The following is a 20,389-nucleotide window of genomic DNA, read 5'->3' on the forward strand; positions in this document are numbered from 1 at the left end:
ATCGCGCGTCGGCGGGCGACGCGCGGAGGCGCGATCAGTGGTTGTCGCGCTTCTCCTTGATCTTCGCCTTCTTGCCGCGCAGCTCTCGCAGGTAGTAGAGCTTCGCGCGACGGACGTCACCGCGGGTGACGATCTCGATCTTGTCGATGATCGGCGAGTGCACCGGGAACTTGCGCTCGACGCCGACCTGGAAGCTGATCTTGCGGACCGTGAAGGTCTCGCGGACGCCCTCGCCCGAACGGCCGATGACGACGCCCTGGAAGACCTGGACGCGCGAGCGCGTGCCTTCGACGATGTTGACGTGCACCTTGACGGTGTCGCCCGGGCGGAAGTCGGGGACGTCCGACTTCAGGCTCGCGGCGTCGACGTGGTCGAGGATGTTCATGATGGTTCGCTCTCTGCGCCCGCAACCGGTCGAACGCGGATCAATGGGAAACGTGTCTGGTGCCGCCTCGCGCGATCACCCGCGCGTGCGTGCTCCCCGGAGGCAGAGACCTGCGGCGGCACAATCGACCATTCTGCCAGATCGGGGGCCGTTCCGGCAAAAGTGGCGGCAACCGGCGCCGCCGCGACTCACTCGGGGTCGCGCGCCTCGCGGACCACGATGACCTCGCCGGCATCGAACGGCGGCGTACGCGGAGCCTGGGCTCCCTGCTGCTGGGCGGCGAGCCGCTCGAACTCGGCCATGCTCGCCTGCATGCGGCGCGAGCCGTCTCGCACCAGCTGCCAGATCGCCCACCAGAACGCGACGACGGCCAGCGCGATCGAGAGCACGCCGAAGGCGGCCGCCGTCGCACCGTAGAAGCCGGTCGCGATGATCGCGAGATGCCAGGCGCCGATGACGCCGACATCGCCCCAGGCGACGGCGCGCTGCTCGCGCACCGTCGGACGCGCGTTCACGAGCAGCGCGACGACCAGCACCGAGAGGAAGGTCGCGGGCAGCGTGATCACGAGCCCGAGCGTGCCCCAGCCCCCGCCGCCGAACACGGCCCAGCCGATCGTGAGCCATGCGGGCAGCACCACCGCGGCGACGAACTGCCAGCGCGGGAACAGGCGCCTTGCGAACATGCCGCCAGCGTACCCGCGGCCGGCTGCGAGCGCGCCGGGTGTTCACTCAGGGCGGAGCCGACAGAATGGTCTCGGAGAGAGGATTGCCGTGATCGAACTGAGGACCCCTGCCGAGATCGAGCAGATGCGCCCCGCCGGCCGCTTCGTGGCGAGCGTGCTGGAGGCGACGGCGGCTGCGGCGAAGGTCGGCGTCAACCTGCTGGAGCTCGACGCCCTGGCGCACGAGATGATCCGCAGCGCCGGCGCCGAGAGCTGCTACATCGACTACCACCCGTCGTTCGGGGCGAGCCCGTTCGGCAAGGTCATCTGCACGTCGGTGAACGACGCCGTGCTGCACGGCCTGCCGTTCGACTACACCCTGAAGGACGGCGACCTGCTCAGCCTGGACTTCGCGGCATCCGTCGACGGCTGGGTGTCGGACTCGGCGATCTCGCTCGTGGTGGGCACGCCGCGCGAGGCCGACCTCCGGCTCATCCGCACGACCGAGCGTGCCCTCGAGGCCGGCATCGCCGCCGCGCGCCCGGGCAACCGCATCGGCGACATCTCGCGGGCGATCGCCGATGTCGCGCGCGAACAGGGCTACTCGATCAACACGGACTTCGGCGGCCACGGCGTCGGCCGCACCATGCACGGCGACCCGCACGTGCCCAACAACGGCCGCCCCGGCCGTGGACTGCCGCTGCGCCCGGGCCTCGTGATCGCGATCGAGCCGTGGTTCCTCGAGACCACCGACCGCATCTTCACCGACCCCGATGGGTGGACCCTGCGCAGCGCCGACGGCTCCCGCGGCTCGCATTCGGAGCACACCGTCGCGATCACCGACGGCGACCCGATCGTACTGACCGCGCGCAGCTGAATCACGACGAGGGATGCCGCGCCGGGAGCTTCCGGCGCGGCATCCGTCGTTCTCGCGATCGAACGGCGATCAGGCGCCGAGTTCGATCTCGATGAAGCCGCCGACGATGCGCGTGCGGAAGGTCCGCAGCACGAGCGAGGGGTCGGTGTAGCACTCGCCCGTGCCGAGGTCGTAGACCTCCTTGTGCAGCGGGGAGGCGATCGTGGGCCGGTCGCGCCGCGACCCGACGATGCCGCGCGCCATGACGGGCGCGCCCGTGTGCGGGTCGAGGTGGTCCACGGCGTACACCTCCTCCGGGGTGATCATCACGATGGCGACCTGTTCGTCGCCGAGCAGGGCGACTTCGCCCCAGTACGGCTCGAGGTCGTCGGTCGCGCAGGCGCGCATCCAGGTCGTCTCCGTCAGCATGAGCGTCATCAGAGGGCTCCCTTCCTGTCTGCGGCGACGCTATCCGCGGCGTGTTACCGCGGGCGGCACCGCTGTGTTACCGACGCGTCAAAGGCTGCTCACACGAGCCTGGCGCGGGTGTGCGTTCCCGGGGCGCGGCAGGTTACCTCGACGAAATACGGCCGAAACGGCCCGGTCTTAGGCTCGCCGCATTCGAGGACCTGGAGGACCCATGACCGAGCCCGCCACCCCGGCCGATGCATCCGTCTCATCCGACTCTTCCGTGCGCGACGTCCTCGTCGTCGGCGCGGGCCCGGCGGCGCACCGCCTCGCCGACAGCCTGCACGCGCGGGACACCGATCGCCGGCTGCGCGTGACCGTCGTGGGCGAGGAGACGTGGCAGCCCTACGACCGCGTCGCGCTCTCGACCCGGCTCGACGGTGCGGCCGACCTCACGCTGCAGCCGAGCGCCGTCTGGGACGACGACCACATCCGGCTCGTGCTCGGCGAGCGCGTGGACGCCATCGACCACGTCGCGCGCACCGTGACCACCGATGCCGGGCGCGTGATCGCCTGGGACGAACTGGTGCTCGCGACGGGTTCGAGCGCGCCCGTGCCCGAGATCGTGGGCCACGAGCACGCTCGCGTCTACCGCACCATCGACGACGTCGACCGCATCGTCGCCGAGGCGGCCGCCCTCGCCGAGGAGCACGGCCGGCCGGCGAGGGTCCTCGTCGCGGGCGGCGGCCTGCTGGGGCTCGAGGCCGCGGGCGGGCTCGCACGCCTCGGCGCGGAGTCCGCCGTGGTGCACTCGGGCGGCTGGCTGATGTCGGCCCAGCTCGACGAGGGCGCCGGCCGCGCTCTCGGCCGCATCATCTCGGGCCAGGGCATCGCGCTGCACCTCGGCACGCGTCCCCAGACGATCCACGTCGAGCACGATCGCGTGGTCGGCGTCAGCTTCACGAACGGCCGGCGCATCGACGCTGACCTCGTGATCTTCGCGATCGGCATCCGAGCGCGCGACGAGCTGGGGCGGCAGATCGGCGCCGAGCTGGGCCCGCGCGGCGGGGTCGAGGTCGACACGGCGTGCCGCACCTCCATGCCCGGCGTGTGGGCGATCGGCGAGGTCGCCAGCTTCGAGGGTCGCTGCACCGGCCTCGTGGCCCCCGCCAACGCGATGGCCGAGGTCGTCGCCGACCGGCTCCTCGGCGGGTTCGCCGAGTTCACGACCGTCGACGACGCCACCAAGCTGAAGCTCTCGGGCGTCGACGTCGCGAGCTTCGGCGACGCGCTCGCCACGGCCGACGGCGCGCTCGAGATCGTGTACGCCGACCCGGCTCGCGGCATGTACCAGAAGCTCGTCATGACCGACGATGCGAAGACGTTGCTCGGCGGCATCTTCGTGGGCGACGCCTCGCCCTACGCGTCCCTCCGGCCGCTGCTCGGCACCCAGCTGTCGGCCGAGCCCGCGGCGTACCTGTCGGCCAGCGGCATGGAAGCGCCCGCGGGCGACGAGTTGCCCGCCGCGGCGCTCGTGTGCGCGTGCAACAACGTCACGGCCGGCACGATCCGCGACGCGGTCAACGGCGAGCACGGCGAGCCCTGCACCGAACTGGGCGCGCTGAAGACCTGCACCCGAGCCGGCACCCAGTGCGGCTCGTGCGTGCCCCTCGTCAAGAAGCTCCTCGAGGGCGAGCTCGCGAAGTCGGGCATCGAGCTCTCGCGCGCGCTGTGCGAGCACTTCGAGCTCTCGCGCCAGGAGCTGTTCGAGTCGATCCGCGTGCTCGAGCTCACCTCGTTCGACGAGATCATCGCGCGGCTCGGCACGGGTCGCGGCTGCGACGTGTGCAAGCCGGTGATCGGCTCGATCCTCGCGACCCAGCACGGCTCGTACATCCTCGACGCCGGGCGCGGCACGCTGCAGGACACCAACGACCGCGCGATGGCGAACATGCAGAAGGACGGCACGTACTCGGTGGTCCCCCGCATCCCCGCGGGCGAGATCACGCCCGAGAAGCTCGCGGTGATCGCCGAGGTGGCGATGGAGTACGGCCTCTACACGAAGATCACGGGCGGCCAGCGCATCGACCTGTTCGGCGCCCGGCTCGACCAGCTGCCCGACATCTGGAAGAAGCTCGTCGACGCGGGATTCGAGTCGGGGCAGGCCTACGGCAAGGCGCTGCGCAACGTGAAGAGCTGCGTCGGATCGACGTGGTGCCGCTACGGCGTGCAGGACTCGGTCTCGATGGCCGTGCAGCTCGAGCTCCGCTACCGCGGGCTGCGTTCGCCGCACAAGCTCAAGTTCGGCGTGAGCGGATGCGCGCGCGAGTGCGCAGAGGCCCGTGGCAAGGACGTCGGCGTGATCGCCACCGACCAGGGTTGGAACATGTACGTCGGCGGCAACGGCGGGTTCCAGCCGGCGCACGCGCAGCTGCTCGCGAGCGACCTCGACGACGAGACGCTGCTCAAGTACATCGACCGCTACATCATGTACTACGTCCGCACGGCCGACCGGCTGCAGCGCACGGCCCGCTGGATCGAGGACCTCGAGGGCGGTATCGACCACGTGCGCGACGTCGTCGTGAACGACTCGCTCGGCCTGGCCGACGAGCTCGAGCGGGCGATGGACCGCCACGTCGAGACCTACGAGGACGAGTGGGCGGCCACCCTCGCCGACCCCGAGCGGCTGCGTCGGTTCCGCTCGTTCGTCAACGCCCCGCAGACCCCCGACCCGTCGATCGCCCGCGTGCCAGAGCGCGACCAGTTCCGCCCGGCGACCCCCGAGGAACGCGCCGACGGGCGCGCCGTGCTGCTCGCCGGCGCCACCATCCCCGTGCGCGGGAGGGGCGAATGAGCGCCCGGGTCGAGTCCCGCGGCCGGGTCACCCTCATCGGCGGCGGCCCCGGCGCCGAGGACCTGCTGACCCTGCGCGCCGTTCGGGCACTGGCCGCCGCCGACGTCGTGCTGTACGACCGGCTCGCGCCGCACGCGACGCTGCACGAACTCGCCCCCGGCGCCGAGCTGATCGACGTCGGCAAGCGCCCGGGCCACCACGCGTTCCCGCAGGAGGAGATCGAGGCGCTCATGGTCGCCCGCGCCGAGCTCGGCGCGCACGTCGTCCGCCTCAAGGGCGGCGATCCGTACGTGCTCGGCCGAGGCGGCGAGGAGGTGCTGGCGTGCCATCGCGCCGGCATCCCCGTCGAGGTCGTGCCCGGGGTCACGAGCGCGATCGCCGTTCCGTCGGCGGCCGGCATCCCGCTCACCCACCGCGGGGTCAGCCACCTGTTCACCGTCGTCTCGGGGCACGCCCCGCTCGACGACGACACGCTCCGGCATCTCGCGGGACTCGGCGGCACGATCGTCGTGCTGATGGGCGTCAACACGCTGCCGTCGATCACGGCCGGGCTCGTACGCCACGGCCTCGCCGCGGACCTGCCGGTCGCGATCGTGGAGCGCGGCTTCCAGCCGGGGCAGCGCACCACGATCTCCGACCTCGGCGGCGTGGTCGTCGCCGCCGGCCGGGCGCGCGCGGCATCCCCCGCCGTGGTCGTCATCGGCGAGGTCGTGCGCCTCGCGCACGACGGCGACCTGACCGCGCAGGGGCTCATGGACCGGGCCGCGCGGCTCGCGGTGCCGGGCTCGTGAACGTCGTGCTCGAGCCTGTCGCACCGGGATTCCGTCCCGACCAGCTCGAGGGCTTCCGCATCGGCGTGACCAGCGACCGCCGCTCGGCCGATCTCATCGACGCCCTGGAGCGCCGGGGCGCGCAGGTGCTGCACGCCCCGACGCTGCGGATCGCGAACGCGCGTGTCGACGATCCCGTGATCGCCGACACGCGCGCGATCATCGACGCCCGGCCCGACGTGCTGCTCGCGACGACCGCCTACGGCGTCCGCCGTTGGTTCGAGGTCGCGGATGCCGCGGGCCTCGGTGAGCCACTGGTCGATGCCCTGTCCGCGAGCGCGATCCTGGTGCGCGGCCCGAAGGCCAGGGGTGGCATCCGGGCCGCCGGCCTGAACGACGTGGGCATGAGCCCGCACGAGACGACCGACTCGCTCGTCGACACCGTGCTCGAGCGGTACCCGCCCGGCCTCACCGTGGCCGTGCAGATGCACGGCGTCCTCGACCCGGCGCAGCTCGACCGGCTGCGCGAGCACCACGCACGGGTGCTCACGGTCGAGCCCTACCGGTGGACGCTGCCCGACGATGCCGACGAGCGCGTCGGCCGGCTGATCGACGCGATCGTGAGCCAGTCGCTGGACTGCGTGATGTTCACGAGCGCGCCCGCCGTGCACGCGCTGTTCGCCGCAGCCGAGGCCGTCGGGGCCGCCGAGGAGGTCATCGAGGCCATGCGGGGTCCGGTCGTCGCCGCCGCGGTCGGGCCGGTCACGGCGCAGCCCCTCATCGACGCCGGCATCGACCCGATCCAGCCCGACCGGTTCCGCATGGGCGCGCTCATCCGCCTCGTGTGCGAGCACCTCGAACAGCACCGGGTCGAGCGCATCGTGACCCGAGCCGGGCCCGTCGAGCTGCGCGGCAGCGTGGTCGAGGTCGGCGGTCGCCGGATCTCCCTCGCGCCGGTGGGCCGGGCCATCCTCCGCACGCTCGTCGCGGCCGACGGCTCGGTCGTCTCGCGCGAACAACTGGCGAGGGCCTTGCCCGGCTCGTGCGACGAGCACGCCCTCGAGGTCGCCATGAGCCGGCTGCGCCAGACCATCGGCGTGCCCGGCGTGATCGCGACCGTCGTCAAGCGCGGCTACCGGGTGGACGTCTGAGCGCGTGCCGGCCGGCCCGGGAAGCGTCCGGCGCCGACCTCACACCCGCCCGCGCGGCGGGTGAGCAGGTGGAGACAGAGCGTTTACCACCGGCACGATCCGCAGAAACACCCTCCCCATACCTTCGGCACTACGAGCACCACCTGGATCACCTCCGGAGGACCTGATGACCGACACCGTGCACGACGACACCGCCACCACGACGACCGCAGCCGCCAGCGCGGCCGCCATCACGACCGCTCAGGCCGCGCTCGTCCACCGAGCCGGCCGCTGGATCGACGGCTGGGATCCCGAGGACCGCGAGCAGTGGGAGCGCGAGGGACGCGCGATCGCGAAGCGCAACCTCGGCTGGTCGATCTTCGCCGAGTTCCTCGGCTTCGTCGTGTGGCAGCTCTGGAGCATCGTCGCGGTCATGCTGCCCAAGGCCGGCTTCGACCTCGACACGACCCAGATCTTCTGGCTCATCTCCATCCCGAGCCTCGTCGGCGCGACCCTGCGCATCCCCTACTCGTTCGTCGTCGCGAAGTTCGGCGGCCGCAACTGGACCATCGTCTCGGCGGCCCTGTTGCTCGTGCCGACCATCGCGATGGCCCTGTGCATCGGCAACCCCGACACTCCGTTCGGTGTGCTGCTGCTCGTCGCCGCACTCGCGGGCTTCGGCGGCGGCAACTTCGCGAGCTCGATGTCGAACATCACGTTCTTCTACCCGCAGCGCGAGAAGGGCTGGGCCCTCGGGCTCAACGCCGCCGGCGGCAACATCGGCGCCTCGGTCGCGCAGCTCGTGGTGCCGATCGTCGTCACGCTCGGGGCCGCGGCCACGCTGAACCTGCCGTGGGCGGGCTGGATCTGGGTGCCGTTCATCCTGCTCGCGATGTTCGGCGCGTTCCGGTACATGGACAACCTGTCCAACGCCAAGACCGACTTCGCCGGCTCGGCCGCCGCCCTGCGCGAACCGCACCTCTGGCTGCTCTCACTGCTGTACATCGGCACGTTCGGCTCGTTCATCGGCTTCGCGAGCGTGTTCCCGAAGCTCATCGCCGACCAGTTCCCCGAGTTCTCGACGATCGCCATCGGCGGGGCCTCCGTGACGCTGGCCTTCCTCGGCGCGCTGGTCGGCTCGCTCTCGCGGCCCTACGGCGGTCGACTCTCCGACCGGTTCGGCGGAGCGCGGGTCACGATGCTCGCCTTCGCGGCGATGGCGGTCATCACGGTCGGCGTCATCGCGACCCTCCCTCTCGGCAGCTTCTGGCTCTTCCTCGCGGCGTTCCTCCTGCTGTTCGCGGCGGCGGGCATCGGCAACGGCTCGACCTACCGGATGGTGCCGGTCGTGTTCGCGGTCCGCGGCGGGGGCGACGCGGCGACCGCGGGCGACGTTTCGACGCAGCGCAAGGCGGCGGCGGCGCTCGGCTTCATCTCGGCGATCGGCGCCTACGGCGGATTCCTGATCCCGCAGGCCCTGAGCCTCTCGTTCCAGGCCACGGGCGGCTACACGACGGCGTTCATCGTGTTCGTCGGCGCCTATGTGGCACTGCTCCTGCTCACATGGGCCATGTATGTCCGCGGCGCGGTCGCGCGCGCCGGGAAGATCTGAGGCTCGATGACGCCCGCGACCGACACCCACTGCCCGTACTGCGCGCTCCAGTGCGCGATGACGCTGACCGCGTCCGCGCGTGAACCCGTCATGGCGGCAGCGGCGACGGCGACGGCAGGTGCGATGGATGCCTCGGACGGGGCATCCATCGCACCGGTGACGGTCGCGGGGCGCGACTTCCCGACCAACCGCGGCGGCCTGTGCAAGAAGGGCTGGACGTCGGCCGAGCTGCTGCGCCGCCCCGGGCGGATCGAGCAGCCCCTGCTGCGGGGCGCCGACGGCGAACTGCACGAGACCGACTGGGACACCGCGCTCGACGTCGTCGTCGCCGGCATCCGGCGCACGCAGGAGCGGTACGGGCCCGACGCGGTCGGCGTGTTCGGCGGCGGCGGCCTCACGAACGAGAAGGCGTACCTGCTCGGCAAGTTCGCCCGCATCGCCCTCGGCACGAGCCGCATCGACTACAACGGCCGGTTCTGCATGGCGTCGGCCGCCGCGGCCGGCACGCGTGCGTTCGGCATCGATCGCGGGCTGCCGTTCCCGCTCTCCGACCTCGACGGTGCGGCGACGGTGCTGCTGCTCGGCACGAACGTCGCCGAGACGATGCCGCCGTTCGTCGGGCACCTCGCGGGCGCGCAGGCCGCGGGCGGCCTCATCGTGGTCGACCCGCGGCGCACGCCCACCGCGCGGCTCACCGACGACGGGCAGGGCCTGCACCTGCAGCCCGCGCCCGGCACCGATCTGCTGCTGCTGCTCGGGCTCACGCACGTGGTGCTCGCCGAGGGCCTCGCCGACGAGGCGTACCTCGCGAACCGCACGATGGGGGTCGACGCTCTCCGGCGGAGCGTCGCCGCATGGTGGCCCGAGCGCGTGCAGTCCGAGACGGGCGTCGCGGCCCTCACGATCCGGCGGGTCGCGCGTCGGCTCGCCGCGGGCGCACGCACGGAACCGGGCACCGGCGGCACCTACATCCTCACGGGGCGCGGCGTCGAGCAGCACGTCGACGGCACCGACACCGCGACGGCGGCGATCAACCTCGCGCTCGTGCTGGGCCTGCCGGGCCGGCTCGGCTCGGGGTACGGCACGCTGACCGGCCAGGGCAACGGGCAGGGCGGCCGCGAGCACGGCCAGAAGGCCGACCAGCTGCCCGGGTACCGCAAGATCACCGACCCCGCCGCCCGCGAGCACGTCGCCGGCGTGTGGGGCGTGCCGGCCGCCTCGATCCCCGGCCCGGGGATTCCGGCCGTCGAGCTGCTGCAGTCGCTCGGCCGACCGGACGGCGTGCGAACGCTGCTCGTGCACGGGTCGAACGTCGTCGTCTCCGCACCGAACGCGAGCGTCGTGCGACGCGGGCTCGCGGAGCTCGACCTGCTCGTGGTGTGCGACTTCTTCCTCTCCGAGACGGCGGCGCTCGCCGACGTGGTGCTCCCCGTATGCCAGTGGGCCGAGGAGGAGGGCACCATGACCTCGCTCGAGGGCCGGGTCATCCGACGGCGACGGGCGATCGATCCGCCCGCGGGCGTGCGCGACGAACTCTGGATCCTGCACGAGCTCGCGCGGCGCCTCGACGCGCCGTCGACCTTCCCTACCGACCCCGACACGGCATTCGAGGAGCTGCGCCTGGCCTCGGAGGGCGGCCTCGCCGACTACTCGGGCGTCGACTACGCGCTGCTCGACTCGGGCGCCGAGGTCTACTGGCCCTACCCGCGCGGCTCGGCCGGCACGCCGCGGCTGTTCGCCGACCGGTTCGCGCACGCGGACGGCCGTGCCCGCCTCGTGGCCGTGACGCCACGGCCATCGGCCGAACGGCCCGCCCGCGGGGAATCGAATGGGCTGACGCTCATCACGGGGCGCCTGCTCGAGCACTACCAGAGCGGCGCGCAGACCCGGCGCGTGCCCGAGCTCGCCGATGCCCAGCCCGACTCGCGGCTGCGCCTGCACCCCGCGACCGCCGCGCGACTGGGCCTCGCCGACGGCGATCGGGTCGAGGTCGTCAACGCGCGCGGCGCCGCGCGCGCCCGCGTGCTCGTCACGCGCGACATCCGGCCCGACACGGCGTTCCTGCCGTTCCACTACCCCGGTGACGAGACCGCCAATCTCGTCACCTCCGACGCCGTCGACCCGGTGTCGTCGATGCCCGAGTTCAAGACCAGTGCCGTCCGCGTGCGGCGCCTCGAGCCCCAGGAGGCCCGATGACCGAGCCGTCGAACCGATCCGCCGACGCATCCCGCGACCCGCGACCGATGCGCGTCGTGCTCGTGGGCTACGGCCCCGTCGGCTCGCGCTTCGTCGACGAACTCCTGCCCGTCGTGCGCGCGGGGCTCGCCTCGCTCACCGTCATCGGCACCGAGACCGCCGACGCCTACAACCGCGTCCTCGTCGCCGAGCACGCCGTCGGCTCGGTCGGGCTCGACTCGATGACCGTCGCCGACCGCGCCGCCGCCGAGGAGGCGGGCGTCGACCTGCGCACGGGCGTCTCGGTGCGCCGCATCGACCGCGGCGCGCACGAGGTCGTCCTCGACACCGGCGAGCGCGTGGCTTACGACCGGCTCGTGCTGGCGACCGGCGCTCGCGCCAACACCCCCACGCTCGACGGCATCGAGCGCTCGCGCCGCGACCTGGCCTCGCTCGAGCGCTATCCCGCGGAGCTCGTAGCATCCGACGACCGCCTGCCGCAAGGTGTGACCGCCCTTCGCGACCTCGACGACGCCGCGCGCGTGCGCGAGGCGGTGCGAGGGCGAAAGCGCGTCATCGTGCTCGGCGCCGGCGTGCTCGGCCTCGAGATCGCGCTGGCCGCCGCGCACGCCGGTGCCCAGGTCTGCGTCGTGCACCACGGCGCCCACCCGATGCCCCGCAACCTCGACCGCGGCGGCGGCGGCGTGCTGCGCCAGGCGCTGCGGCGCACGGGCGTCACGGTGATCGCGCACAGCCGCGCCGAGGCGATCGCCTTCCGCACCGAGGCCGACGGCTCGCGCGCGTTCGACATGCTCGTGACCGCCGACGGCAAGCAACTGAAGGGCGACCTCCTCGTGCTCTCGTGCGGCGTCACGCCGCGCGCCGAGCTCGCGACGCTCGCGGGACTCCGCACCTCGACCGGCGTCGTGGTCGACCGGGGCCTGCGCAGCTGGAGCGACCCCGACGTCTTCGCCATCGGCGACTGCGCCCACGTCGTCGAGCGCACCGAGGAGACGATCGGCCGCCGTGACCTGCCCGGCGGCCCGTCGGGACTCATCGGCCCGGGCTGGCGTCAGGCGGCCTGGCTCGCCGCGCGGTGGACCGACGAGCTCGAGGGTCGCGCCGCGCACGACCACGAGGGGCGCGAGCTCGCGTCGATCGGCATGGCCCCCGAAGCCGACCCGATCGTCATGCTGAAGGCCGAGCACATCGATGTCGTCGCCGTCGGCGAGGTCGCCCCCGAGCCGTGGGACGACGATCCCGCCCCCGGCGACCCCGGCGCTCGACGCGTCGCCCAGTGGGCCGACCCCGAGCACCTGCGCTACGTCAAGATGGTCACGCGCGGCGGCGTGCTCTCCGGCTTCGTCAGCGTCGGGATGCCCCGCACCGCGGCCGAGCTGACGCTCCTGTTCGAACGACGGGCGGAACTGCCGGCCGACCGGTCGATGCTGCTGCGGTTCGACGGCCCCGACTACGACCCGTCGGAGGACGCGGACGCGTTCGCCCCGACGTCGACGGTGTGCTGGTGCAACGCGGTGACGGTCGAGCGCATCGAGGAGTCCGCCGCGTGCGGCAACGACACCGTCGAGTGCGTCGGACGCGACACGCGCGCCGGCACCGGATGCGGCGGCTGCAAGGGCCGCATCGCCGACGTGCTGGCGCGGTTCGCCGAGACCGGCGGCGCCGCGGCCTCCCCCGTCGGCTGACGCGGGGAGGCCACGCGGGGTCGCTCGACGCCGAGCACGCGCCGGACGCGGCAAGCCGCCGGCTCAGACCCGGCTGCGGTACTCCTGGTCCTGCGCGATCGCGTCGGCACGCGCCAGGACGAGCGACACCAGTGATTCGGGCGCGACCTCGCCGGGCAGCAGCAGCGGCTCGGCCACCGCGTCGGCGCCGGCGAGCACGACCGCGTCGTAGAAGGCGCCGGGCGCGAGCAGGTAGGCGGCGACGACGACCCGGGTGCCCGGATGCACGGCCCGCACCGTCTCGATCGCGTCGGGCAGTCGCGGGATCGCCGCGGCGATGAACCCGAGCGTCACCGGCCGGCCGAGGCGCGCGCCGAGCATCCGCGCGGTCTCGAAGCACTCGCGCACCGCGCGAGGGTCGTTGGAGCCCGCCGCGGCGAGCACGACCGAGACGTCCTCGTCGTCGAGCGTGCCGAGACGGGCAAGGCGCGCGACGAGCACGTCGACGATCCGCTCGTCGGGCCCGAGCGGGTCGGCGAGGGCGGCGCCGGCGACCGGCAGACGGTCGAGTCCCCGCGCGAGGCCGGTACGCATGTGATAGCCCGCGGAGAGCACCAGGGGCACGATGATCGCCTGCGGATCGGCCACGCTCTCGGCGAGGGCCGCCGCGAGATCGGTGTGCTGGGCGTCGACGAAGGCGATCGAGACGTCGGCCTCGGGGCGCGCGGTCGCAACACCGTCGACCAGTCGCATGATCGCCTCGCGGTTCGCGGCCGAGGGGGCGCCGTGCGTCACCGCCACGAGGCGGAGCGGGCGCGGCCCGCCGCCGTCGAGGAGGATCCCGGAACCTGCCGACCCGATCGCCACGAATGCTCCGCCTTCCACCCAGGCGAACGACGATTCGCCGTTTCGACGGTACGAACACCGTGTTACCGTGCCTCGTCCCGGGTGTTTCCGGGACGTGAAGACTCCCTCACGCGCCCGGCGCAGGCGCAGAGGGGCGAGGTGCGATCGTGCGTGCGGCTCAGTCCAGCAGCTCGGGCCGGACGCGCCGCGTGCGCTCGAGCTGCTGCTCCCGCCGCCAGGCCGCGATGGCGCCGTGGTTGCCGCTGAGCAGGACCGGCGGCACTTCGAGCTCGCGCCACGCGGCGGGCTTGGTGTAGCTCGGGTATTCGAGCAGTCCGCCTTCGTGCGATTCCTCGACGAGGCTCTCGGGGTTGCCGACCACCCCGGGCACCAGTCGCCCGGCGGCCTCGATCATGGCCATGACGGCGACCTCGCCGCCGTTCAGCACGTAGTCGCCGAGCGAGATCAGCCGCACGCGCATGCGCGTCGCGTAGTGGTCGACCACGCGCTGGTCGATGCCCTCGTAGCGTCCGCACGCGAACACGAGGTGCTCCTCGGCGGCGAGCTCGCGCGCGAGCTGCTGCGTGAACGGCTCGCCGGCGGGCGACGGCACGACGAGCAGGGCATCGGATGCCCCGTCGCCGACGATCGCGTCGAGCGCCTCGCCCCAGGGCTCGGGCTTCATGACCATGCCCGCGCCGCCGCCGTACGGAGTGTCGTCGACGGTGCGGTGACGGTCGTGCGTGAAGTCGCGCAGGTCGTGCGCGGTGACCTCGATCAGCCCCGTCTGGCGGGCCTTGCCGAGCAGCGACAGGTCGAGCACCCGGAAGAACTCCGGGAAGATCGTGACGATGTCGATGCGCACGCGTTACTCCGCGTCGGGATCGCGGGCTGCGTCGGCGGAGGCATCCGTGGCGCCGGCCGAGCCGGCCGCGCCGGAGGCATCCGTCTCGCCGGACTCGATCGTCTCGCCGTCGGCCTCGTCGAGGTCCTCGAAGAGTCCCGCCGGTGGCGTCACGGTGACGATGCCGGCCTCGAGGTCGACCTCGGGCACGATCGCCGCGACGAGCGGCACCATGACCTCGCGTCGCTTCGGACCGAGCGTCTTGACGACGAGGAGGTCTTGCGCGGGAAGGTGCTCGACGTGTGCGACCTCGCCGATGCGCTCGCCGTCGCGGACGACGGCGAGGCCGATGAGCTGGTGGTCGTACCAGGCGTCGGGCTCGTCGTCTTCGTCGTCGGCGAGGTCGACCCACAGGATCGCCTTCACCAGCGTCTCGGCGGCGGTGCGGTCGTCGACGCCGTCGAAGAAACCGACCGGCTGGCCGTTGTACCAGCGCAGCTCGGTCAGCGTCAGGTGCTCGCCGTGCCACGGCGAATCGGCGGGCACCTGCAGCGAGAACCTGGCGCCGGGGACGAACCGGCGCTCGGGGTCGTCGGTGTAGAGCTCGAGCTTGAGGGCGCCCTTCAGCCCGTGGGCCTTCGTGAGCCGGCCCACTCGGAGTTGCTGGGGTCGAGGGTCTCGGGCCACGTCAGTCGTCGGTGTCGACGACGTCGACGCGGACGCGGCGACCGTCGGCCAGTGCTGTCACGAGCGTACGCAGGGCCTTCGCGGTGCGACCGGCGCGGCCGATGACGCGACCGAGGTCCTCGGGGTTCACGTGAACCTCGAGGACCTCGCCGCGTGCGCTCGACGCGGAGACGACCCGCACGTCGCCCGGGTGGTCGACGATCCCCTTGACGAGGTGTTCGAGCGCGGACTGGAGCAAGGCCTACGCCTCGTCCGTGGTCTCGGCCTCGGCCTCGGGGGCCGCGGTCTCCTCGGCCTTCGCCGGCTTCTCGGCCCTGGGCTTGACGACCGACTTCTTGGCGGTGTCGGGCTCGAAGCCCGCCTTGGGGGCGGCGGTCTGGACGGTGGACTTCGCGTCCTTGTCGCCCTTGAACTTGCCCCAGTCGCCGGTCAGCTTGAGGATGGCGGCGACCTGCTCGGTCGGCTGCGCGCCGACGGAGAGCCAGTACTGGGCGCGGTCGGAGTCGACCTCGATGAACGAGGGGTTCTCGGTGGGGTGGTACTTGCCGATCTCCTCGATCACGCGACCATCGCGCTTGGTGCGCGAGTCGGCGACGACGATGCGGTAGTAGGGCGCACGGATCTTGCCGAGGCGCTTGAGACGGATCTTGACAGCCACAATTCTCCTGAAGTGTTGTGAGGTAAGCGAACTGACAGCCGTGAGCGTGGGGTGCACACTCGGCGGAAGCTCTTCGGGGTTCTGAGCGCCGGATAGAGGGTCGGGCGGTTCAGAACTCGACTGACCATTCTTGCAGATTTCGCGCCGCAAGGATAATCGTGCGGGTGCATGCCAAGATGGGCGCACGGTGCCGAGACCGGGAGTGGACGGGGACATGCAGATCGACTTCGCGTCCTCGGAGCGCTCCACGGTCGGCATCGAGTGGGAGATCGCGATCGTCGACCGCGAGACCGGCGAGCTCGCCTCGGTCGCCGACCGCGTGCTCGAGGAGCTCCGCGGCGCCGACGGCGCGCCGCATCCGCAGGTCACGCACGAACTGCTCACGAACACGGTCGAGCTCGTGAGCGGCGTGCACCGCACCGTCGGCGGCGCGGTCGCCGACCTGCAGGCGCAGCTCGACCAGGTGCGCGGCGTCATCGACCGGCTCGGCGACTACGACCTCATCTGCAGCGGCTCGCATCCCTACAGCCAGTGGTACGACCAGCACCTCACCGACAAGCCGCGCTACCACAAGCTGATCGACCGCACGCGGTGGTGGGGTCGCAACATGATGATCTGGGGCATCCACGTGCACGTCGGCCTCGACGACCGCGACCGCGCCCTGCCGATCCTCGACGGCCTGCTCGCCTACGTGCCGCACCTCCAGGCGCTCTCGGCCTCGAGCCCGTTCTGGGCCGGCGTCGAGACCGGCTACGCCTCGAACCGCGCGCTGATGTTCCAGCAGCTGCCGACCGCCGGACTCCCCTATCCGCTCGCCGACTGGGCCGCGTACGAGCGCTACGTCGACGACCTCGTGCGCACGGGCGTCATCGAGGACCACAGCGAGGTCCGCTGGGACATCCGCCCGTCGCCGAAGTGGGGCACGCTCGAGGTGCGCGTGTGCGACGGCGTCTCGACGGCCGCCGAGATCGCCGGCATCGCCGCGCTCATCCAATGCCTCGTGGAGTGGATGGGCGACGAGCTCGCCGACGGTCGCACGCTGACCGTGCTGCAGCCCTGGTACGTGCGCGAGAACAAGTGGCGCGCCGCACGCTACGGCATGGACGCAGAGATCATCACGGACGTCGCGGGCACCGAGCGGCTCGTCGCCGACGACCTCGTCGACCTGGTCACGCGACTGGCACCGATCGCCGACCGCCTCGGCTGCGCGGCCGAGCTCGCCTCGGTGCGCCTGATGGTCGAGCAGGGCGCGAGCTACCAGCGGCAGCTGCGGGTCGCGCACGCCGCCGACGGCGACCTGCGCGAGGTGGTCGCCCACCTCGCGCGCGAGCTGCGCGACGGCGTCAGGCCGGGATCCGCCGCGTCCTGATCAGTTCGGCGTACCAACGCGCCGAGTCCTTCGGCAGCCGCTCGAGCGTCTCGTAGTCGACCCGGACGATCCCGAACCGCTTCGAGTAGCCGTAGCCCCACTCGAAGTTGTCCATGAGCGACCAGACCTGGTAGCCGCGCAGGTCGACGCCGCGCGCCATGGCCCGGTGCGCGGCCGTGAAGTGGCGTCGCAGGTAGTCGGTGCGCTCGACGTCGTGCACGGCGGGGCCGTCGGCCTCGTCCGTCACGACGTCGTCGAAGGCGGCGCCGTTCTCGGTGACCATGAGCGGAAGCGTCGGGTACGCCTCGTGCAGCGCGACGAGCAGGTCTTCGAGACCCGAGGGGTCGATGTTCCACCCCATCGCGGTGTAGGGGCCGGGCTGCTCGAGGAACTCCACCGACTCCGACCCGGGCCAGGCCGTGCCGCCCATGTCCTTGTGGCCGTCGGCGTTGACCTTCGGCGACTCGCCGTCCCACATGCGCACGGTGACCGTGGAGTAGTAGTTCACGCCGAGCACGTCGAGCGGTTGGCGGATGAGCTCGGTGTCGCCCGGGCGGACGAACGCCCAGTCGGTCACGTCGGCGGTGTCGGCGATGACGTCGGCCGGGTACTCGCCCTCGAGCAGCGGGCTCAGGAACACGCGGTTCGCGAGCCCGTCGATGCGCCGCGCCGCCTCGGCGCCCGTGGGCCCGGAGGGCCGGATGACGTGCAGGTTCAGCGTGATCGAGAACTTCGGGTCGCCGGGTACGACGTCGCGGAGCGCCGCGACGGCGAGCCCGTGCGCGAGGTTCAGGTGGTGCACGGCGGCGAGCGCCTTGGCGCCGTCCATGAGTCCGGGGGCGTGCGCCCCGGAGCCGTAGCCGAGGTAGGCGCTGCACCACGGCTCGTTGAGCGTGGTCCAGACCGCGATGCGGTCTCCGAGCCGCTCGCCGAGGATGCGGGCGTAGTCGGCGAACGCCTCGGCGGTCGCCCGGTTCGCCCAGCCGCCCTCGTCTTCGAGCGCCTGCGGGAGATCCCAGTGGTACAGGGTGGCGATCGGCTTGATGCCGCGCTCGATCAGCCCGTCGACGAGCCGCTCGTAGAACGCGAGGCCGGCCTCGTTGGCCGGGCCGCGGCCGGTCGGCTGGATGCGCGGCCACGCGATCGAGAACCGGTACGCCTCGAGCCCGAGCTCGACCATCAGGTCGAGGTCGGACTCCCACCGGTGGTAGTGGTCGTCGGCCACGTCGCCCGTGTCGCCGTTCCACACCTTGCCGGGCGTGTGGCTGAACGTGTCCCAGATCGACGGGCCACGGCCGTCTTCGGTCGCCGCGCCCTCGATCTGATACGACGCGGTCGCCGAGCCGAAGAGGAAGTCGTCGGGGAATGCCAGTCCCGAGTCGCGGTAGTCGGGGGATCCGGTGGTCATGCAGGTGCTCCAGTCTGGTGGTGGCGCGCGCCACCGGATCACTGTACCGGTTCCGCGAATTCGCTGACCGCTCGGTAAGCCGCTCGAGCCCCGGGTCAGTACCAGTAGTCGCCGGTCCGCGCGCGATGCGCGGCGAGGAAATCCGACTCGCCGGTGCGCCATCGCTCGGCGACCGGCCGGTGCGCGAGGAGGTAGGCGGGCTGGTACTCGACGATGTCGGGCGCGAACGCGCTCTTGAACACGAGGATGCCACGGCCCGACGGATGCGCCCGGTCGGGCGGCGGCACGTGGCCGAGGTCGTACTCGCGCACACCCTCCTCGGCGAGCTCCTGCATGATGCGCCACTGCAGGTAGCGCGATGCCATGAGCTGCGGCAGGTCGCGGGTCGACCCGCCGTCCTTGTACCAGGCACGATCGCCGAAGCGCACGACGAACGCCCCCGAGACGACCGTTCCGTCGTACTTGGCGAGGTAGAGCCGGCCGCTGCCCGCGGCGTCGAACGCCGACCACACCGCACGGAGGTAGTCGTCGCTGCGGAAGAAGGCACCCGAGCGCTCCTCGGTCGCGCGCACGAGCGCGAGCATCCGTGCGGCGTCCTCGCCGTCGATGGCCGCCCGCTCCACCACCACGCCATTGCGCTCGCCCGTTCGGATCTCGGCACGACCGCGCTTCTTCATGCGGGACAGGGCACCCTCGGCGCCGTCGGACAGGTCGACGACGACGGCGAAGCGGTACTGCGAGGCGCGGGTGGGCGCCCAACCGTGCTCGAGGAACGCCTCGTCGAGGGCGGGATCGCGCGGCTGGTAGAGCTCCACCTTGGTGGCGAACGCGCTGCCGCCGGACTCGCCGACGGCCGCCGTCAGCGCCGGGACGAGTGCCGGCGTGATGCCGCTGATCCTCGGCAGGTGCCGCAACGAGCCCGACCCGTCGACGGTCCGCTCGTAGGCGAGCACCGGCACGGGCACCCCATCGGCGGCTTCGAGCGGCGCGACGCGCCAGGGCCCGCCCGATCGGATTCCGGCCCAGGCGCGGCTCTGCATGAAATGCGGTGCCGAGTGCGCGGCGAGCACCTGCTCGTCCCATTCCCGGGTGAGCGGCACTGCATCGGCCATTACCACCGCTTCTCCCCCTGTGCTGGTGGAGGGGCCCGAGGGCCCGTGACGCATCGCTGCTGCGCCACATGATAGCGGTGCGGCGCATCCGGATGGTGGACCACGCGCCTATGGTGGTCGCATGGGCGAACCGAGTCTCGAACTCCACGGCGATGATGTGCACGCGCGCCTCCTGCCCGGAAGGGGCACCAACGGCGGATTCTCACTCGTCATCGACGGCACCACCCAGTCGCATGTGAATCCCGACGACCCGCTGGATCTGCAGCTCGAGTACGTACGCGAGATCGCCGGCGTGCTCGACGCGTGGCATCCACGCCCCGAACCGATCTCGGTGCTGCACCTCGGCGCCGGCGCGCTGACCCTGCCGAGGTGGATCGCGGCGACGCGACCCGGCTCGCGGCAGCACGTCGTCGAACTGCTTCCCGAGCTCTTCGACTTCGTGCTGCAGGCACTGCCCCTCGGCGACGACGTCGAGCTCACGGTCGAGTTCGACGACGCCCGCGCTGCGGTCGATCGCGCGGCCCGGCACGACGGCGGCTACGACGTCGCCATCGTCGACGTGTTCAGCGGCAACGTCGCGCCGCCCGCGGTCGGCACGGTGGAGTTCTTCGCCGCGCTGCGCGACCTGCTCGCGCCGCACGCCATCGTCGTGGTCAACAGCCTCGCCGGGTTCGACCTGGCCTCGCCGCGCACGCTCGCGGCGACGCTCGCCGTCGGCGGCGACGAGCTCACGCTGGTGGCCGCGAGCGGGGTGCTCGACGGCGGACCGGGCAACGTCGTGCTCGTCTCCTCCCCCGGGCCGGCGCCGCTCGCGGCGCTCACCGCCGCGTTCAGCGGGTCGCCGCGACCCATCGAGGTGCTCACGCGCGACAGCGTCGAGGCCTTCGCCGGCGACGTGCCCGCCCGGTTCGACGGGATGCCGGGCTGA

At 72.3% G+C, this 20,389-nt stretch carries 19 protein-coding genes; 9 read left to right on the forward strand and 10 right to left on the reverse strand.

The window, feature by feature from the left end:
- Positions 1-34: 34 nt before the first annotated feature.
- Positions 35-385: a 50S ribosomal protein L19 gene (gene rplS / locus GE115_RS02205; protein ID WP_153683135.1), complete on the reverse strand. Its 351-nt coding sequence runs from the start codon at positions 383-385 to the stop codon at positions 35-37.
- A 188-nt stretch (positions 386-573) separates the two neighbouring features.
- A complete protein-coding gene (locus GE115_RS02210) occupies positions 574-1,068 on the reverse strand; it encodes a hypothetical protein (RefSeq protein ID WP_153683136.1) in 495 nt (164 codons plus the stop codon).
- Positions 1,069-1,156: 88 nt separating this feature from the next.
- Between GE115_RS02210 and map the strand changes: the two genes are divergently transcribed.
- A complete protein-coding gene (gene map, locus GE115_RS02215; protein ID WP_312854816.1) occupies positions 1,157-1,924 on the forward strand; it encodes a type I methionyl aminopeptidase in 768 nt (255 codons plus the stop codon).
- A gap of 69 nt (positions 1,925-1,993) precedes the next feature.
- Here the strand turns inward: map and nirD are convergent, their stop codons facing one another.
- Positions 1,994-2,341, reverse strand: a complete 348-nt coding sequence (gene nirD, locus GE115_RS02220) for a nitrite reductase small subunit NirD (RefSeq protein ID WP_153683138.1) — start codon at positions 2,339-2,341, stop codon at positions 1,994-1,996.
- A gap of 202 nt (positions 2,342-2,543) precedes the next feature.
- Here nirD and nirB point away from each other — a divergent pair, with 202 nt between their 5' ends.
- The 6 genes from nirB to GE115_RS02250 all read left to right on the forward strand — a co-directional run bounded on the left by nirB (position 2,544) and on the right by GE115_RS02250 (position 12,558).
- Complete coding sequence (nirB, locus tag GE115_RS02225) at positions 2,544-5,165, forward strand: nitrite reductase large subunit NirB (protein ID WP_153683139.1); 2,622 nt, start codon at positions 2,544-2,546, stop codon at positions 5,163-5,165.
- A complete protein-coding gene (cobA, locus tag GE115_RS02230; RefSeq protein ID WP_153683140.1) occupies positions 5,162-5,956 on the forward strand; it encodes a uroporphyrinogen-III C-methyltransferase in 795 nt (264 codons plus the stop codon). The genes nirB and cobA overlap by 4 nt, the downstream gene beginning before the upstream one ends.
- Before the next feature lie 5 nt (positions 5,957-5,961).
- Positions 5,962-7,086, forward strand: a complete 1,125-nt coding sequence (locus tag GE115_RS02235) for a uroporphyrinogen-III synthase (protein WP_312854817.1) — start codon at positions 5,962-5,964, stop codon at positions 7,084-7,086.
- Positions 7,087-7,252: 166 nt separating this feature from the next.
- Positions 7,253-8,677, forward strand: coding sequence for an MFS transporter (locus GE115_RS02240; RefSeq protein WP_153683141.1), 1,425 nt, complete (start codon positions 7,253-7,255; stop codon positions 8,675-8,677).
- Between the two features lie 6 nt (positions 8,678-8,683).
- Entirely contained in the window at positions 8,684-10,873 is a 2,190-nt protein-coding gene (locus GE115_RS02245; RefSeq protein WP_153683142.1) for a molybdopterin oxidoreductase family protein, read from the forward strand.
- Positions 10,870-12,558 carry an FAD-dependent oxidoreductase gene (locus GE115_RS02250; protein ID WP_246190463.1) on the forward strand — a complete coding sequence of 563 codons (1,689 nt, stop codon included), beginning with the start codon at positions 10,870-10,872 and terminating at the stop codon, positions 12,556-12,558. The genes GE115_RS02245 and GE115_RS02250 overlap by 4 nt, the downstream gene beginning before the upstream one ends.
- Before the next feature lie 63 nt (positions 12,559-12,621).
- Here GE115_RS02250 and GE115_RS02255 read toward each other — a convergent pair whose 3' ends face one another.
- From GE115_RS02255 to rpsP, 5 genes are all read right to left on the reverse strand, one after another.
- On the reverse strand, positions 12,622-13,404 hold the full coding sequence (locus GE115_RS02255) for a sirohydrochlorin chelatase (RefSeq protein WP_312854818.1): 783 nt from the start codon (positions 13,402-13,404) through the stop codon (positions 12,622-12,624).
- A gap of 157 nt (positions 13,405-13,561) precedes the next feature.
- Positions 13,562-14,248 (reverse strand): tRNA (guanosine(37)-N1)-methyltransferase TrmD, encoded by a 687-nt coding sequence (gene trmD, locus GE115_RS02260; protein WP_312854819.1) that lies wholly within the window; start codon positions 14,246-14,248, stop codon positions 13,562-13,564.
- A 3-nt stretch (positions 14,249-14,251) separates the two neighbouring features.
- On the reverse strand, positions 14,252-14,881 hold the full coding sequence (rimM, locus tag GE115_RS02265; protein WP_376765683.1) for a ribosome maturation factor RimM: 630 nt from the start codon (positions 14,879-14,881) through the stop codon (positions 14,252-14,254).
- 34 nt (positions 14,882-14,915) lie between these two features.
- Positions 14,916-15,152: an RNA-binding protein gene (locus GE115_RS02270; RefSeq protein ID WP_127793693.1), complete on the reverse strand. Its 237-nt coding sequence runs from the start codon at positions 15,150-15,152 to the stop codon at positions 14,916-14,918.
- Positions 15,153-15,155: 3 nt separating this feature from the next.
- Complete coding sequence (rpsP, locus tag GE115_RS02275; RefSeq protein ID WP_312854821.1) at positions 15,156-15,572, reverse strand: 30S ribosomal protein S16; 417 nt, start codon at positions 15,570-15,572, stop codon at positions 15,156-15,158.
- Positions 15,573-15,786: 214 nt separating this feature from the next.
- Between rpsP and GE115_RS02280 the strand changes: the two genes are divergently transcribed.
- Positions 15,787-16,941 carry a glutamate--cysteine ligase gene (locus GE115_RS02280; protein ID WP_153683144.1) on the forward strand — a complete coding sequence of 385 codons (1,155 nt, stop codon included), beginning with the start codon at positions 15,787-15,789 and terminating at the stop codon, positions 16,939-16,941.
- Here the strand turns inward: GE115_RS02280 and GE115_RS02285 are convergent.
- On the reverse strand, positions 16,916-18,349 hold the full coding sequence (locus GE115_RS02285) for a GH1 family beta-glucosidase (RefSeq protein ID WP_153683145.1): 1,434 nt from the start codon (positions 18,347-18,349) through the stop codon (positions 16,916-16,918). The genes GE115_RS02280 and GE115_RS02285 overlap by 26 nt on opposite strands.
- A 95-nt stretch (positions 18,350-18,444) precedes the next feature.
- Positions 18,445-19,461, reverse strand: coding sequence for a lipid II:glycine glycyltransferase FemX (locus GE115_RS02290; protein WP_172979637.1), 1,017 nt, complete (start codon positions 19,459-19,461; stop codon positions 18,445-18,447).
- A 121-nt stretch (positions 19,462-19,582) separates the two neighbouring features.
- Between GE115_RS02290 and GE115_RS02295 the strand changes: the two genes are divergently transcribed.
- Positions 19,583-20,389, forward strand: a complete 807-nt coding sequence (locus GE115_RS02295; protein ID WP_153683147.1) for a spermidine synthase — start codon at positions 19,583-19,585, stop codon at positions 20,387-20,389.

Source organism: Agromyces agglutinans, from assembly GCF_009647605.1.
GTDB lineage: Bacteria > Actinomycetota > Actinomycetes > Actinomycetales > Microbacteriaceae > Agromyces > Agromyces agglutinans.

What these genes read in the sequence shown, in the direction of transcription:
- rplS (WP_153683135.1), bottom strand. Translation starts at nt 385, where the DNA reads ATGAACATCCTCGACCACGTCGACGCCGCGAGCCTGAAGTCGGACGTC.
- GE115_RS02210 (WP_153683136.1), bottom strand. Translation starts at nt 1,068, where the DNA reads ATGTTCGCAAGGCGCCTGTTCCCGCGCTGGCAGTTCGTCGCCGCGGTG.
- nirD (WP_153683138.1), bottom strand. Translation starts at nt 2,341, where the DNA reads ATGACGCTCATGCTGACGGAGACGACCTGGATGCGCGCCTGCGCGACC.
- nirB (WP_153683139.1), top strand. Translation starts at nt 2,544, where the DNA reads ATGACCGAGCCCGCCACCCCGGCCGATGCATCCGTCTCATCCGACTCT.
- cobA (WP_153683140.1), top strand. Translation starts at nt 5,162, where the DNA reads ATGAGCGCCCGGGTCGAGTCCCGCGGCCGGGTCACCCTCATCGGCGGC.
- GE115_RS02240 (WP_153683141.1), top strand. Translation starts at nt 7,253, where the DNA reads ATGACCGACACCGTGCACGACGACACCGCCACCACGACGACCGCAGCC.
- GE115_RS02245 (WP_153683142.1), top strand. Translation starts at nt 8,684, where the DNA reads ATGACGCCCGCGACCGACACCCACTGCCCGTACTGCGCGCTCCAGTGC.
- GE115_RS02250 (WP_246190463.1), top strand. Translation starts at nt 10,870, where the DNA reads ATGACCGAGCCGTCGAACCGATCCGCCGACGCATCCCGCGACCCGCGA.
- GE115_RS02280 (WP_153683144.1), top strand. Translation starts at nt 15,787, where the DNA reads ATGCAGATCGACTTCGCGTCCTCGGAGCGCTCCACGGTCGGCATCGAG.
- GE115_RS02285 (WP_153683145.1), bottom strand. Translation starts at nt 18,349, where the DNA reads ATGACCACCGGATCCCCCGACTACCGCGACTCGGGACTGGCATTCCCC.
- GE115_RS02290 (WP_172979637.1), bottom strand. Translation starts at nt 19,461, where the DNA reads ATGGCCGATGCAGTGCCGCTCACCCGGGAATGGGACGAGCAGGTGCTC.
- GE115_RS02295 (WP_153683147.1), top strand. Translation starts at nt 19,583, where the DNA reads ATGGGCGAACCGAGTCTCGAACTCCACGGCGATGATGTGCACGCGCGC.